Origin of the sequence: Clostridioides sp. ZZV14-6345, assembly GCF_020657775.1 — a bacterium.
In the GTDB taxonomy this organism is placed as follows: Bacteria; Bacillota; Clostridia; order Peptostreptococcales; family Peptostreptococcaceae; genus Clostridioides; species Clostridioides difficile_D.
Genome location: NZ_JAGWCX010000078.1, coordinates 1 through 17,266, shown reverse-complemented (window position 1 = coordinate 17,266; position 17,266 = coordinate 1). Strand labels below are relative to the sequence as shown.

Sequence of the window (17,266 nt, the reverse complement as noted above, 5' to 3'; positions counted from 1 at the left end):
GAAGTGAATACTCTGTTAAATTATATTTCTTATGAATATCATTAAATATTCTATTTCTATCTTTACCTTTAATAGTTTCACTACATACATTTTCTTCTGTAGATACAAAATAGCTTCTAGTCCATAAACTAGGCATTTTTGATAATTCAATAAATTCTTCTCTTAATATTTTACTTGTATAACCTTTTATATTTTGCATTATACCAGAAGGACTTAAAGTTGGAAGGCTATTTAAAAACATATGTGTATGTGTCAATACTTTTTATACACTGTTTGTGCTATCCATCCCACACCTAAAGGAGTGAGCTTTCCGCACTATTCTGTAAGATTTACTGACTTATTTCCAGCATTTAAAATATTCTTATAAATTTATAATTCTTTAAAAATAAATATATATTATTCCTAAACTTTCAAAACTAATTTTATAATAAAACTAAAAAAGGTGCTATTTTCAAGCACCCTACAATTTTACTTTTTAATAAATTTAATACCCTACAAATATATCAATATTACATTAAAGATAAACACTATATATTAAAACTTTATATCATTATATAATACAATTTTATTGTAGTTTGTTTGTTTTATCTGGTTCATGATGTTTATAATAATATACCGTTTCTTTTCCAATTACTTCAGAACCAAGCTTCTCCCATTTTTCTCCATAGTTAGCCTCTATCTGTTCACAATCTGAATCTGTTGATGCTACAATAAGACCATAGTTAGGCCTAAATATAGCTGTTTCTTCATTTCCATTTTTATAACTCAATTTGCCATTATTTAACCTAAATAAGTTTCCATTCTTTTGATAATTAAAATTAATTCCATTAATAACTTCTGGACTAGATGAATCAATAAATATATAATTGTTAAAGTTATTTTGTAACCTTAAATTGCCTCCTCCATCTACCGATTTAACGATATAATCATAGGCATCTATATTACATCTCAATGTTAACTTTGGTATTTGAAGGGTTTTAAATACATAAACTTTATGTTTATATTCTAATCCATCATCCCAGTTATCCTTATTATCACTAATTAAATCAATATTACATTCTGTAAAATAATTTCCATAAAATAAAGAATATGCTTCCTCTACCCTATCTTTCATATTTAGATATGTGTCATAATCTGTATTATAATAATACTGCCCACATCTTCTTATAATGCCCGAAAAATAACTACCTTTCACTGAATCAAATGAAAAACCACAATACCCACATTGGTCAATCGTAATATTATTAATTTTATAACTTCCATATCCCTCATAATCCTTAACTTGACTACTTATAAGACCAACTTTCTGTATTTTTTCAATCCTTACGTTATTTATACTAGTGCCAGTCCTAATCCTCATTCCATTTTGGCATTTAGATATTCTACTATTAGAAATAATTGTGTCTATTCCTGTATCAATCCCCAGTCCACAAGATGAAACTGTAATGTCATTTACAATTGAGTAATATGGTATCCTAATTCCTGTCCCCGAAAAACCACTTATATAAATATTTTCATAATGACCTAGACCTTTAATCATCTTATCACTATTATCATACAGGATTGCTGATACATTATTCATCTCAACATTCTTTTCATTCTTATTAATAATCATCTCATAATGATATTTAGGATTGCCTTTTGTTGGTGGTTCTTTATTAACCTGTATCTTGCAACTATCAGAATAGAAATTTATATTTTTAATGCATTGTTTTTTCCCCGTCAATGTAATAATACTCATATTTTCTACTCCACGTGTTATAAATTGTGTAGCCCCTGTAGATGAATCAGAATCCCCTTGCAGTACAATTTCTTTATTGATTTTAATACCGCTCGTAAATAAATATTTGCCTTTTGGAAAATACAAGACACAAAAATCTGTTTCTATTTCATCAATAATATCCTGCAAATCAGGACCTATATTATACGTACCATCATTTTTGATACCTCTTTCTACTACATTAATCCATCTTCCATCTTTAACCCCAGTTATTCCTTCCATAACACTATATATTCCTTTCCAATTTACTTAATATCAAAATTTTATGAACCCTTAGTATCAAATCAATTTTTTATATTGTTCAATTTACACTATTACTGAACTCTTTACCTTAAAACTATAGTACTAGCTCCTTAATAAAATATCTATATTCAAATACTACATATTTGCTTATTTCCCTATCAACTTATAATAGTGTACAGTTATTCCAAACTCTATTTTTTCACCAATTTTCTCCCATGTTCCCCCATAATGAGTAGAAAGTATATTTTCATCTTTAATAACTGTTGACATAATGTCACCTACCTCTGGTTTATGCATCTTAATAATCTTATCCTGACTATTTATATATATATTTCCTTTTTTTAACTTCACTTTATCCCCATAATCTTCTTCAGATATACCAATTCCATTGATACTACTTAGTTTTCCATCGTAAAATATAACAGTTTGTCGCATATTATTGTATGTTAGATTTCCTTTTTCTGACTTAACAATCCAGTCAGTGGCATCTATGTTGCACGTTAATAGTACATCTTTGGTTTCAAATGTTTCTACAAGATACACTTTATGCTTATCTTCTTTGAAATCTTCCCAGTTATCCCCATTAGTATTTGACAAAACTATATTACTTGACTCCAGTGAATTGCCATAGAACAAAGAATATGCTTCTTTAATTCTATTATCTAACTTTAAATAATCATCATAACTTACGTCATAATAGTACTGCCCACATCTTGTGATATTTCCTGATATTTGGACATTTGATATAGAATCAAACCAAACTCCACAATATCCACATTGGTCAATTGTGATATTTGTAATAAAATTTAAACCTCTACCAATATTTTTAATTCCAATTTTCTTTATTTCTTCTACCCTCATACCATTTATAAAGGTTCCAGTAGAAATTATCATTCCATCAACACATCCCCAAACCTTACTGTTAGCAATAGTTGAATTTTCCCCTGTACTAATTCCAAGCCCAGATGTAAAAACCGTAATATCATTTGCTGTAGAATTATTAGGCATATCAAGTGCACTTCCAGAAAAGCCACTAAAAAACAGGTTTTCATAATGACCTGGTTCTCCCTGTTTATCTTCACATATAACAGCTGATATATCTCTATAATTTATAATTACATCATGATGAAATCTAGGTTTTCCATCTGTTGGAGGTTCATGATTAGGTGTCATATCTCTATCACAACTATCTGAATAAAAACAAATACTCTTAATACAGTGTCTTACATTTTTTGCTGTTATAATTGCTATATTTTCACTTTTAGGATTTTTTATTCCTTTAAAAGTAAACTGTGTTACTCCAGCAGTGTTTTTAGGAACATTTGCCAAAATATAAGAATCCCCACATAAGGTTAATCGTTTCTTAATCTTAACACCACTTTCAAATAAGTATTTTCCTTTTGGAAAATATATAATAGAATCTTCTGGTACAGCATCCATAATTTCTTGCAACTTGGAACTTACATCTTTTGTTTCGTCATTACAAACTCCATAATCTAGGACATTAATCCAACCACTTGTATCTTTAATTATTATAGACTCTTCCATTACTCACTACCTCCTAGCTTGATAATTAATCTTTTATCTTTTTATAATAGTACATGGATTCCCCAGCCAGTGCTTTTACATCAATCTGTTCCCATATTCCTCCATGTAATTTATTTATTTCTTCTGCAGAATCTAGCACTGAATATATTACAGTGTTCTTTTTTAGTCTAGGAACCATTAAATACTTACCTTTGTCATCTATATACAGAGTGTTCTTTATTATTTTAATTAAATCTTTTTCATCTATATCAGAAATTTGAACACCTCCTACAGAACAAATCTCACCATTATAAAATTTATAAGTATTTCTACCATTTGCTAACAATAAGTTTCCCTTTGCAAACTGTATAAAGTCATCTGCTTCAGCATAACACGTTAACATTACATTGTTTGTTTGATTTGCCTTGATTACATATATCTTATGTTCATCAAGTGAATCGCTTTCTAAAGTATAAATATTACTATTCATCAATACAATATTGCAATTCTCTAAAATATCTCCATAAAAAATGGAATAAGCTTCTTCTTTTCTATCTTTCATATTCTCATAAGTATTGTAATCAACATTTTTATAATACTGACCACATCTAGTAATTCTCGCAGTTATCTGGCTATGGTACATTTTTTCAAACATAAAGCCACAATATCCACATTTGTCGACTATAAGATTCATAATAAGGTTAAAACCAAACCCTTTATTATTAATACCTATTTCTCTTATTTCTTCTATTCTCACATTATTTAAGCTAACACCAGTAGTAATCTCCATTCCATTTTTACATTCGTAAATCTCGCTACTAGAAAGCATCGACTTCTCTCCAATCTTCATACCAAGACCACATGAACTAACAGTGATATCATTACCAGTTGAATAGTGTGGAATTTCAATTCCTACCCCTGAAAATCCAGAAATAAACAGGTGTTCAAAATGATATAGGCCTTGTGCTCCTTCAAATTCTGTAATAGCAGATACATTTTTAGGTGATATTTTCTCTACATCACAACTATCGTAATAAAAATTAATATTTTTGATACATTGACTTGCTCCTGTCAATGTAATAATACTCATATTAGAAACTCCTCGGGTTATAAAGTTGGTTGTTCCTATGATTGATTGTTTGCTATCTAAATTTGATACTTGATTATTTCCTCCATAATAAGAATCTCCTTGAAGTGTTATTTGTTGACTAATTTTAATACCTTCTTCAAATAAATAATTACCTTTTGGGAAATATATAATCGAACCTTCTAATGACTTATCAGAAACAATTTCTTGTATCATATTACTTACATCATATTTCCCAGTAATATCTATTTTATTGTTTAATTCCAGCACATTAATCCAATCTGGAGTTTTAGTTTCAATTTCCATGATTAATTCCTCCTTTTTAAATCTAAATTATTTTCATAGAAGCATTTTTTGACTATAAGTGAAGTGACTTTTACTCTCTTTTGGATTTTTGAGAGAATAATTTTTGTTTTTTATAATCTTTTTATAATTTAATTATAAATAAATTATAATTCAATTATATTTTCAATCTTACTAAATTATTCTTAATTTTTTAATACAAACTTCATATAATGATTAAAATAGTTAAGCTTTATATCAATATAATTTAAAATCAACAAAAAAACACTCATTTCTGAGTGTTCTATACAAATTTTTGCTTTAAGACATCCCCTATAATCTTACATTTAAAAAAGTTTACAATATCTAAATTAATATCATCTATAATATATTTATTTTTGATTTGCATATCTTAATGACCATGGACAACTCATCATGCACCTCAATACACAAAAACACTTTGAAACATCAATAATAGACTCTCTTTTCCCTGGCAAGGTCCACTCATTTCCATGTATAGCTTTTGCAGGACAGTTTTCTACACAAATATTGCAATCTAGACATTTTGAATCAATCAAAGGATATCTTTCAACAGAAATTGGAGCATCTGTAAGTACTGTACACATACTAAAAGCACATCCATATTCCTCTGTTACAAACAAATTATTTTTTCCCATAAATCCAATACCACTAATATTTGCTATTGTCTTATGTGGTAAAGGGCTAATCCCTGATTTCATTTCTGGATTAATGTAAGCTTTTTCAAAATATCCATGTTCTAGATTATTTGTCTCTGATTGAGAATAAGCTCTATATCCTTTGTTTTGAATATATTTTGAAAGCCAATCAGCTAACGCTTCTACTTTCTCCTCTTTTTCCAAGAACTCATCACTATCTGTAGGTAAGTTATTGTATATATCTGTAATAAATTTTTTTGATAACCCTATACAAAATAAAATTGCTTTAGAGAAACCTTGTGTTTGACTCGTTGGAAATTCAGATATATCAACAAAACGAACAATATCTACACCTTTACTGTATAAAATAGATTTTAATTCATCATTCATGTTTGACTCCTTCCATAGGTAAAAATAACCTTATATATTAGTAAAAATTGTTATTCTAATTATGTCAACCAATACTTTGTACATTCTTTATTTCTGCTCATAAAACCGTATTCAATTAAATATCTTCTAATTGTTGCAAAATCACCATATATAGATTCTAAAATCTGATTAACTTCCTTTTCTGAATATTGCTTCCCACGTTCAAATTGTTCCAAAATCTTAGATAAAATTACAACCTTTTTCTTTTCCTTTGAAGAAAATACTTTTAATTTTAAAGGATTCATACTTTCAAATGATGTATCTAAAATATGTTTTCTCTCCTCTTCAGTTACCACATATCTTTCGTCCACCATTCGAGCATGTTCATGGATTGGTATTATAGTACTACCTTTATTAGATTTATCTTCAAACACAGATTCATATAGTGCTAAATATAACTTAGCTTGTTTGGCTTTTTCTCTGAACATAAATTTTTGATGACGTATAGTAGATGTAGACACTCCAACCTTTTTCGCAATTTCCTTATCTGGTAAATCACTAATAAAGAACTGAAATAATTGTTTTTGATTTTCAGTTAGTGTATTGTACTTTGAATCACTATTAAGTAATTGCTCCAAATAATCACTATGTTCTAATTCCATATGAAGTTCAATAGCTTTTGAAGCCTCAAAAAATCTATTACCTATTTTATATATTTCTCCTACTTCATATGTTTTTGTACATTTAATACAACTATAACAATTTAATTCATCATTGAATATATAACCTCGTTTAATATCATTAATAGAAAGATTTTCAATTTTCATGTTACTACCTCCATTCTGCAATCTACAATTTCTATAGATATATTATATTAAAGTTTATTAATATAGTCAACATTTTTATTTTTTGTTTATTAAATCCAATTATTTTCTTCTCCCACACTTACAAATGCCTCAAAACCTTCATCTCTTAAATTTACATCAGCTAAATCAAATGCTATCATTAGTTCCAATTAATATTTAACATTTTATGTAAAATTTATAAAAAAATGTATATAAATTCAAATAAGTGACTATACTAAAAATATGATACGGATAACCAATAAGTTCAACCTATCTCCCCCAAAATAAAATGAGCTACAGTTTCCCCCAACTGTAGCTCATTTTCGTGTAATTTAGTAATAAAAAATAATACCCAGCACTTTTCTTAATAGTATCTAAACAAAAAAACTCACTATAATGAGTCTTTTGTTTAGATATGTGATTTATTTTAATTACATATATGATTCAACTTTGTCTTTTAAATTCTCTTTAGGCATAAAACCTATTAATCTATCTACAGGTTTTCCATCTCTAAATATTATCATAGTTGGTACTGTAGATACTTCAAATTTTTGAGCTAGTTCTATACTTTGGTCTATATCCACCTTTAAAAAGTTTGCTTTTTCAGCCATCTCATTTCCTAAAGCTTCATATATTGGTGATAACATCTTACAAGGTCCACACCAAGTTGCAAAGAAATCTACAACTACCAACCCATCTTTATTTTCTACTTCGTTTATAAATTCATTATTATTTATTATTTTTATCATAATATACATCTCCTTTATTGTTTTCTTGATACTAATATACTACTACCTATATAAGGGTTCAATTAGTCACTTTTTTGTAACTGCCTGTTTTTAATAGCTTTAATATTGTGATAAGTCTATTTGTAAGTTAAATATTTCTAATATATTTTAATTTTCTACTTAATATAGTTGACATTCTTCCCTTTAGGTTATAAAATTAAATTAATAACTACATAGGTAGTTACTAACATTTTATAAAAGGAGTTTATCTATGGATGATATAATTAATGAATTACAAAATATAGGATTTACCAAATATGAATCCCAAATATACATATCATTATTAAAGGAAAATCCTCTAACAGGATATGAAATAAGTAAATTATCAGGTGTACCACAATCAAAAGTATATGAAAACATAACAAAACTATTGAATAACAATATAATTGTCAATGTCGGAACTGACCCTATTAAATATGTACCTATAAATCCCAATGAATTATTAAAAAATAAGAAAGAAGAATTTAATAATTCTATGGATAAGTTAAAGAACAACTTACAGATATTAAATAAAGGTAAAAGTGTAGAATATGTTTTAAACATAAAAGGAGATAAAAATATCTTAAAAAAAGCAATAGAAATGATAAACAATGCAAAGCAAGAAATCATAATTTCTTGTCCTTATGAAGAAATTCTTGAACTAAAAAAAGAACTTCTAATTGCCTACAAAAAAAATATTAATATTGAAATACTCCTTTTAGAAAATAAAATTCTAGAAGGTCTAGATAATGTTCATATTCATGGGGGCAATAAAACTACACTTGAAAATAAAATACTTTACAAAGGAATTATTTTAATTGTAGATAACGATGAGATATTGACAGGAAACTTATCTGAAGGCAGTGAAGCCATTTCAATTTGGACAAAAAACTCTAATATCTTATATATTGGAGTTCAATACATAAAACATGAAATTTATATTTCAGAACAAATAAAAGGAGGTTATAAAAATGAACAAAATTAAGATTAAGCAGGTTGATGCTTTTACAACTATACCTTTTGGTGGAAATCCTGCTGGTGTAGTTACTAATGCATCTAATATTTCGGATGAAATCAAGCAGAATGTAGCTAAAGAAATGAACTTATCAGAAACTGCATTCGTTTCAGAATCAAATGTTGCAGATTTTAAAGTACAATTCTTCACACCTGGTTTGGAAGTTGATTTATGTGGTCATGCAACAATAGGAGCTTTCCATGCACTTTTGGAAGAAGGAAAACTTGATGCCAGTAAGAGTATATTTTATCAAGAAACAAAAGCTGGTGTATTATCTGTAGAACTTAAGGAAATAAATAATGAAAATATATTTATGATGGAACAGAATTCCCCTGAATTTGAAAATTTAGATAGTTACAGAAAAGAAGTTGCACAAATGATAGGTATACATGAAGATAGACTTATTGAGTATCCAATTATGAAGGTAAATACTGGACTTTGGTGGCTTGTATTTGGATTAAAATATCTAGATGATTTAAAAAATATCTCTCCAGACTTAAATAAAATCAAAAAATTTAGTGGCGATAATAATCTAATTGGTATAACTCCATTTTGTATAGAGACTATAGATGAAAAGTGTGACTATCATTTAAGATCTATCGCACCATATGTTGGAGTTACAGAAGACCCTGTATGTGGAACTGGAAATGCTTGTGTATCTTCTTATATAGTACACCATAATATTTTAGATAAAACTAGTTTTATTGGTGAAGAAGGTAACTTTATAAACAGACCTGGAAAAGTATATGTAAATATAGCTAAAGAAAACAATGACATAACTTCTGTGAAAATTGGAGGAAGTGCTTATACAGTCTTAAGTGGCGAAATTATGTATTAATTTTCTATCCAATTTAAAATAAAAAAATACTAGCCAACTAAAGCTAGTATTTTTTATTTGTTTTTTATTTAATAAATATACTTCAATACATATCATAATAACATATATCACAATAATGTACTTAAAAGTAAAACTTTATTTTTATTATTAACTATCTATAAATCAATCTAATACCATTATTATAGATTAATCTATATAACAGAATAATTATTTACTGATTATTTATCATCCTCAACAAGTCTATTTAATGTCTTGTCAAATAAGAATAATAATATAGCTGCAACAAATAATATTACTGGAATTATAGTATATACTTTAATCATTTCAAATTTAAGAGTAAATGCATATATATATCCGTATCCTTGACCAGCTATGAAAGTAGCAAATGTCCATACTCCCATAAGAACACCTAGAAGCTTCTTAGGTGCATACTTACTTACGAAAGAGTTACCAAGTGGTGAGAATAACATTTCTCCAAAACTTAGAAGTATACCAAACATGATTATCCATATTATACTAGCTTTAGCAGTTTCAGGTGCTCCAATACCTCTTGTAAACTCTGCGCCAACAAGCATTAAGAATGCAAGACCTAAGAATATTAATCCAAGACCTGTCTTTTTAAATAAACTCATATCTCCTTGTGGTCTACTAGCAAGTTTAAACCATAATGCTCCAAGAACTGGTCCTAATACTATACATACAAGTGCATTTAATGAGTCAAACCAAGCAAGAGGAATGTCAAATCCTCCAATAGTCATATCTACAAATGCTGCACCATAATCATAAACTGCAAGATAAGTTAGATACCAGAATACCCAGAAAATTACAGAGAAGAATGATATAAGTATAATAGCCCAAATTCTCTTCTTATCCATACTTGTAAGAGGAGACTTATCTTTTTCTTCAACTTTTTCAGCAACTACGCCTTCTTTAAAAGGTCTCTTTCCTGCATTTCCAAGGAATCTCCATCCATATGTGAACCATATTGCACCTATTACACAAAGTACAGCTGCTATGAAGAAACATTGAGAAAATCCAAGTACACCATTTTTTACAAAAGTCTTAGCATAAAGTATACCAACTGCTGTAGTTCCGATAAAAGAACCTATATTAACAAAAGAATATTGTACTGAGAATGCTGTATCAAGTTCTTCTTGATTATCAAAAAGTTGTCCATTTACTGCAGATACGTTTCCTTTAAAGAATGCAGTACCAATTGAAACTAAGATTATCATTGCATTTACCATAGAAACTGTAGTTGCAATAGAACCAAGATAATATCCTACTCCCATGATAAGCATACCTATAGGTATAGTATACCTAGCTCCTATCCATCTATCTGATATATATCCCCCAATTATTGGTGCAAGATATGTGAATGCAACAAGGTTAGCTTGCATTATAGCAGCTTGTCCCTTATCTATTCCAAGTCCACCATGAATTACAGCTGTTGTAAGGAATATATAGATTAAAAACTTCGCAGAATAATATGCTGCTCTTTCAAATGAGAACGTTGTTGAACAGATATAAAATCCCATAGGGAATTTACCCTTCTTTTTTACTGTTGAGCTCATAAGTTTAAATCCTTTCTTTATTATATTTTTATATTTTTACGTTTTATCCAAATTCTTTCTTTTAATGAAAGATATGGTGATATTATTTTGTAAAACAATTTGTAATTATTATTAAGATAATTGCGTGTTTATTTGTAGAGTACATATTTTCATGGAGTAAAATTAATACATTTTTTAGTCATAAATTTAAATTATATAAATTCGTTATTTTCAGATATATTTATAAATCAGTAGATTCTCATCTGATACCATGAAAAACCTTCGTAATATGCAATTCTTATTTTTTTACGTGATAGTATTTTACAAACTAAATTCCCCCTTTTGTAGCAACTTATGTAATTACATTTAAGTGCTTTTTTAAAGGAGTATCGAATAAAGCAACATATATTTATTCAAATAATGTTTTTATTTACTTTTTAAATTTATATATTACTTCACCCAACCAATTCTCAACTTAAATAAATAAACTACTATCCATTCACAGATTAGATTTATTTATTAGACTTATAATAAACACTGTGAATCTAAACATAAAAACTGTTATTTTAAAGTGATTACCCATGTATTCGCTTTGATACTATTTATTGAGGTTATATTATTTATTTATAATATACTGTACATAAAAATACCTCAATCTGAAAACTTTTTCACGAATACTTATTTTCCACCTCCCCACATTTACTTCACCATGTAAATCGTACCATAAATACATACTTATATGCAAGAAAAAAATCTATTAATCGACAGTAAATAATTAGAAAAAATTAAATTATATTTGTCAAATTTATTATACAAAATATTCCATATGAAAATATAAGCCAAATCAATATTCAGAATAGTTTTTTAGAAGTGAAATTTTGATTTTTTATTACCTTACTTATTCAATAAATCAAGTTTTTTGTATCCAATATATAATAATCAAATTACATACTTTTCACAATTATATTTTTGGAAAATAATATTAATAGATAAGAAAAGAAAAATTTCAAATTGATTTTAAGAAAGTCTGTTAAATTAACTAAATAATTATTATATATTTAATTAACTTGATAAATTCCATTAATTTTTAAATTTAGATATGCTTTACTTTATAAAAATGATTTTTTACCTTAAATTTCTAAATATAAACAAATGTATTTATTTTAAGAATATTATAAGTAATCTAACTATATACATCTAATAAATAGTTTTTCAATATATTTAAATTGTTTATAAGCAATTATATTCACTCATTATCATAATAATTTTGGGGCTAAAAAATAAAAATTTGTTTGAAAATAAACTCTAGTACTTATTCTATATTATTCTAATAAAATACTAAATAAGTTTAGTACATCTATAATTTTTCAGGTCACACTATAAAGATATAATATTTATCTTAGTTATAAGTCTAAATGCAATTTCAGCATTATTTTGTCGAATATTTTTTTAATAAAATCACATACTCTAAACATATGTTTTAAAATATATTTTCATATACAAAAAATAATACTAAATAAATAATTATAAATAAAATTTAAATAAGATGGATTCTATTCAACATAGTATCCATCTTATCATTTAAAATTCAAAAAACTTTTTTATAATATTATACATTTTAGAAGCTAAATAACTCATCATAATATCAATCTCATTTTAAACTTCCAGTATACTTATTAATCTTACTTGCTATTAAGAAGTATAAAAGCATCTACAATAATAATTTATATCTTTAAAAAATTGTATATTATAAATATAGTTTCAATATTTTATACAATATAATTATACTTTTTATTAAAAGCAATATGCATAAATAACATTACACTTACATTTTTTTGATTATATTTTATTAGACTCTGATTTTTAAATAAAAGATACTATAAAATACTTTATTAAGATATATGATTTGATATATATGAACTAACTTCATCAGGAGAAATATCTAAAATAGTTGCAAACTCTTCATTTAATAATCTTTCGGCTTCTTTCATTATATTATCATCTGCTTGATGTGTTTTTTTACCAATAGATTTTACATACTCTCTGTTATGATGTATACTTCTTGTTAGTTTTATTAACTCTTCACATTTTCCACCTCTAAGTATTTTTTTAAATTGTTCACTTCTTAGTTTTTCATTATCTATCCATAATGTATCCATATTAGGAATATTATTTATTAATGAAATAACATTAATTTTAGAAAGTAACTTTCTCATTGGTACTTTTTCATTATCTACAGGAATTTTTATTACTGTATTATTGGAATAAATAGGGCTCAACACATAGTAATCTTTTTTTATTCCATTTGTAAACTGTTCGTTTGTTATATCAAGTACTTTGCAAACACCTGTCATCCCATACATTATATAATCATCAACCTTAAACAAAACCATCACCATCCTTAATAAAAAAAATAGTTCTGACAATTTAATTCACCTTGCCAAAACTATCTGCTATATATTATATTTTAACACATTTTGAGGCTTTAATGTAAGTAAAACTTATATTATTAAAATTAAAAAATACATTAACCATTAGTTAATGTATTTTTTAGATTTCTATAACAATCATATCAAGTATAAATTAAAATAGTTTATCTCTCGTAAATACTTATAAAATTGGTGCTTGGCTATTCATTGAATATCCATCATTTCTTACATCATTTATCTCTAATATTTCATTCTTTACTTCAACTTTAGTAAGTTTTTTAACTGCCCCATAAGGCTCTTTTAGTGAAAGTTTATCTCCTCTTCCAGAAATAACCCATAAAATTTTATATCCTCTAGGTACTACTTGTAGCTTATTTTCCCCCTTACCATCAGTAAAGTAAACCAACAAATTAACCTTTTTATTATTAGCATATTCAAAGACTGGAGAAAATCTAGTACCTCCACCTATCCTAATTCTATCCTTTACGTCTCTTTCAGTTCTCACTTTATATACACGTCTAATTTCATTATCACACTCTATAATTGTAATTTCATGATTATAATTTTTCACTATATTAAGTACTTCTTTAATCGCTTGTTTAAACTCTTCATCACTGATACTTCCACTTATATCAAGTGCAACTGCTATTTCTGCCTTGTGACTTCTAAGCTCCCCCCTCAAATCTAAACGATTTGGTTGTCTTCTATTTCTTCTTGTCATAGTCTTTTTTTTATTACTTTCAACTGTTCCCATTATTCTATTAAGATATAAATTCCATGGCAATTCACCCTTACTATTTTTAAGTGATGATATCATATTTTCTAAATAAGCAGGAATTTTACCTTTTTGAGAACTGTTAATAAATTTTTCAGTAAATTCTCTAAGAGTATTTTCATCTATCTCATTGGATTCATCCCAGATATCATGAGTTTTTTCTGGACTATAACCAGTTTCTATATCTCCATATTTATCACTATCATCCTCTTCACCATCTTCATCTTCTTCCATCAAATCTAATTCAGTTTGAATCTTTTCTACATAATATTCAAAAGGTTCATATGGCTCAAGTTTTAATGAATATTTTAAGTTTACCCACTCCAAAGTAGTTGCATATGGTGGTAAATTATTTAAAAATTTATTTACTACTATATCCATTGCCATATTAATGGCCAAAGTACTATACTTTCCTTTTAATTCCTTTGCTCTCACTAAATGCATAGATAATATATGATGAATTTCATGTTTAATTGTAGTTTCCATTTGATTTATATCAAGTGTTAAAAAAATTATTGGATTGAAATATATAACATATTTAGCTCCCTTAAAATTCACACCTGTAGGACTACTTATATCAAATCTTATCTCCCTTGACATCTGAAACAAAAAATATCCATAAAAATTATCTTCTTCTTCCATAAGACTTAAATTCACTTTATCTATAAGACTAAAAAACTCATACTTAAAATCTTGTGGTATATCTATATCAAATTTCTCATTAGCACGATTTGCCTTTAGCATAGAATGAGTATTTATAATTTCGCTGGCTTTATTATAAAGCTCATTTACTTGTTTATCAAAATAAGTTTTCATACATTATCCCCTTATTAAACTATAAGATTCAAAATATGATTTTACAAACTCTTCATTTTCTATAGCTTTTTTATATACTTCAATATAACTGTTTCTAATATCCTTCATAATTCCTATCATTAAATCTACAGGATACATTTTTAAAAACTCAATAAATCTATTAATATAGTGGTTTGATTCATATTTATCATTCTTAATATTTAGTTCTAAGTTTTTTAAGATATTCATAGCTGATAGATAAAGTCTTGTATGACTCTCATTTTTTACTCTTTTTATAATAGACTCGTCAATAGATTCTCCTAAAAAAACATCTTCATAGGATATTAATGGTTTAGAATCTGATTCAATAAAGCTTATAAACTCTTCTGCAATAACCTTACCTACATTCCCTTTTATAACATTTAAAAATACTGCTCTAGGAATAGAATTATTTTTTTCCTTATAAACTTTATAAATTTTAGATACTCTTTCATAACTTCTAGGAGTTGCTCTTACATCATCTTCGTTTATTTTATGCAGATATTCTGGAAAAGTGGAAATAAATTCGATAACTTTTCTTTCAATTCCCTCATCTATTGCCCATTTTAGCCATTGTGTATGGTCACTCTCCATACTTAACCAAACAAACCTATTTTCTTGAGCTGCATCCATATCTACAACTTGATAATCAAAATCTGAACCATATTTGCTTGATGGATTCATCGCTGCTAAAATCTTTACATCATCATGCAATTTATATCCATTAATTTCTCTATTTAAAATTAAATTCATAAGTTCTTGCTGTACTGTATGCTCACAACGATTTATCTCATCTATAAATAAAAGAACTATCTTACCTTTAGATATCTCTTCATCAATTTCCCTTAATTTGTTATGAACAGCATATACTGTTGTTTTCTTTTCAGTCTTGTATCCATTAGAATTAACTCCTACATAAGATTCTATAGTAGGAAGACCACCTATTTCACCCTCTTTAAGCAGGTTTCCATCAATAACAACTAAACTCCAATCATTTTCTTTGGCAAGCTTATTTGCTAAAGCTGTTTTTCCTATTCCACTTTCACCTACTATTAAAGGTACTTCTCCAGTGGATAATATTAAGTCAACGCTTTTTAATGTGTCTATAAAATTCATTTTTATCTCTCCTAAATAATCTTTAATTTCTCATCTACAGCTATTTTTTTTGCTGTCTTACTTCCATATTTATAAATAAACATAATTTTATCTATTGGTATATTCTCACTATTTCTATCTATAACACTACAATTTAAAAAATCTCTAATATACTTCTCTTCAACATCTTCTTTTGATAATACTTCTTTTAATACTTCCTCCAATTCATCTTTAGATATTTTCTTTATAATGTACTTAATCACTAAAATATTCACTTTTAGAAATTCCAACATTTTATTCTTATCTAAATCAGTTATAAAGCTAATAGCTGCTTCATTATTTTTTATAGCTATAAGTTCTGCACTATGACTAGGTGACTCTATATACCTCAAGGCATCATAACTTATTCTCACTGCCTCTTCTTGTACGCTTTCATAAGGTTGTTTCATAAACTTTATCGAATCATAATTTTTTCTTACAGCTAACAATTGTAATTCTTCATTTGGATTTTTAGCATATTTAATTGCCCATCCTGCTTGATTTATAGCCATTTTAATAACTTTATCAGTTGGATTTTTAATATAATCCAGTATACTCCATCCCTCATTTACTGCTTTTATCATCATATCTTCTGTTGGATTATCTATAAATTTAATTGCTCTAATATTATTATCTATTGCTAGTTCTTGCATCTCTCTAGTTGGATTATCTATATATTCTAGTACAAGCCCATTTTCTTTAATAGCTAACAATTTCATTTCATCAGTTGGATTATCTATTGTAGCTATAATATTGGGATTATTTTTTATCATTTCAATAACTCTCAATTTTTCCATAATGTGCCTTTCTTTCTATAATTATTTTTATATCTATATTAATTATAATAATCTATTCCTATTTATATAATTGTTTCTTATTATAATTAATATACTTTTTAATCAAATTTAAACAGAATAATTATACCAATATATAAAAAAATTTCTAAAAAACAATAAAATTAAGTTATAAACACCAATATATTTCTATTATTTCAATAAGTATACAATTAGATTAGAATCTAACGCTAGTAATAAAAAATTACTTTCCCAAAATAGATATAAGCCTCATTTTATCGTTCAAATAATGAAAATATATTTGATTTCATGCAAAA

General features: G+C 26.7%; 13 protein-coding genes and 1 pseudogene. 2 read left to right on the top strand and 12 right to left on the bottom strand.

Annotated elements, in window-relative coordinates:
• Window positions 1-67: 67 nt before the first annotated feature.
• The 7 genes and pseudogenes from tnpA to trxA all read right to left on the bottom strand — a co-directional run.
• A pseudogene (gene tnpA / locus KGF39_RS16730) lies at window positions 68-250 on the bottom strand (IS200/IS605 family transposase); the annotation flags it as partial.
• Between the two features lie 315 nt (window positions 251-565).
• On the bottom strand, window positions 566-2,002 hold the full coding sequence (locus KGF39_RS16725) for a glycoside hydrolase family 55 protein (protein WP_227823161.1): 1,437 nt from the start codon (window positions 2,000-2,002) through the stop codon (window positions 566-568).
• A 168-nt stretch (window positions 2,003-2,170) separates the two neighbouring features.
• The gene (locus KGF39_RS16720) at window positions 2,171-3,571 is read right to left on the bottom strand and encodes a glycoside hydrolase family 55 protein (protein WP_227823160.1); all 1,401 of its coding nucleotides are present in this window, start codon (window positions 3,569-3,571) and stop codon (window positions 2,171-2,173) included.
• A gap of 25 nt (window positions 3,572-3,596) precedes the next feature.
• Entirely contained in the window at window positions 3,597-4,943 is a 1,347-nt protein-coding gene (locus tag KGF39_RS16715; protein WP_227823159.1) for a glycoside hydrolase family 55 protein, read from the bottom strand.
• A 368-nt stretch (window positions 4,944-5,311) separates the two neighbouring features.
• On the bottom strand, window positions 5,312-5,986 hold the full coding sequence (locus KGF39_RS16710) for a 4Fe-4S dicluster domain-containing protein (RefSeq protein ID WP_227823158.1): 675 nt from the start codon (window positions 5,984-5,986) through the stop codon (window positions 5,312-5,314).
• Window positions 5,987-6,045: 59 nt separating this feature from the next.
• Complete coding sequence (locus KGF39_RS16705; protein WP_227823157.1) at window positions 6,046-6,792, bottom strand: DUF2087 domain-containing protein; 747 nt, start codon at window positions 6,790-6,792, stop codon at window positions 6,046-6,048.
• Window positions 6,793-7,241: 449 nt separating this feature from the next.
• Window positions 7,242-7,568: a thioredoxin gene (gene trxA / locus KGF39_RS16700; protein ID WP_413927098.1), complete on the bottom strand. Its 327-nt coding sequence runs from the start codon at window positions 7,566-7,568 to the stop codon at window positions 7,242-7,244.
• A 241-nt stretch (window positions 7,569-7,809) separates the two neighbouring features.
• Here trxA and KGF39_RS16695 point away from each other — a divergent pair, with 241 nt between their 5' ends.
• Window positions 7,810-8,562 (top strand): TrmB family transcriptional regulator, encoded by a 753-nt coding sequence (locus KGF39_RS16695; protein ID WP_107594241.1) that lies wholly within the window; start codon window positions 7,810-7,812, stop codon window positions 8,560-8,562.
• Window positions 8,549-9,430 (top strand): PhzF family phenazine biosynthesis protein, encoded by an 882-nt coding sequence (locus KGF39_RS16690; RefSeq protein WP_227823155.1) that lies wholly within the window; start codon window positions 8,549-8,551, stop codon window positions 9,428-9,430. Before KGF39_RS16695 ends, KGF39_RS16690 begins: the two co-directional genes overlap by 14 nt.
• A gap of 218 nt (window positions 9,431-9,648) precedes the next feature.
• Here KGF39_RS16690 and KGF39_RS16685 read toward each other — a convergent pair whose 3' ends face one another.
• The 5 genes from KGF39_RS16685 to KGF39_RS16665 form a co-directional block, all read right to left on the bottom strand.
• The gene (locus KGF39_RS16685; protein ID WP_054274940.1) at window positions 9,649-11,004 is read right to left on the bottom strand and encodes a peptide MFS transporter; all 1,356 of its coding nucleotides are present in this window, start codon (window positions 11,002-11,004) and stop codon (window positions 9,649-9,651) included.
• A gap of 1,871 nt (window positions 11,005-12,875) precedes the next feature.
• Window positions 12,876-13,376: a CarD family transcriptional regulator gene (locus tag KGF39_RS16680; protein ID WP_227823162.1), complete on the bottom strand. Its 501-nt coding sequence runs from the start codon at window positions 13,374-13,376 to the stop codon at window positions 12,876-12,878.
• Between the two features lie 217 nt (window positions 13,377-13,593).
• Complete coding sequence (locus tag KGF39_RS16675; protein WP_227823154.1) at window positions 13,594-15,003, bottom strand: VWA-like domain-containing protein; 1,410 nt, start codon at window positions 15,001-15,003, stop codon at window positions 13,594-13,596.
• A gap of 3 nt (window positions 15,004-15,006) precedes the next feature.
• Complete coding sequence (locus KGF39_RS16670; RefSeq protein WP_227823153.1) at window positions 15,007-16,137, bottom strand: ATP-binding protein; 1,131 nt, start codon at window positions 16,135-16,137, stop codon at window positions 15,007-15,009.
• Window positions 16,138-16,148: 11 nt separating this feature from the next.
• Complete coding sequence (locus KGF39_RS16665) at window positions 16,149-16,952, bottom strand: hypothetical protein (protein WP_227823152.1); 804 nt, start codon at window positions 16,950-16,952, stop codon at window positions 16,149-16,151.
• Window positions 16,953-17,266 lie beyond the last annotated feature (314 nt).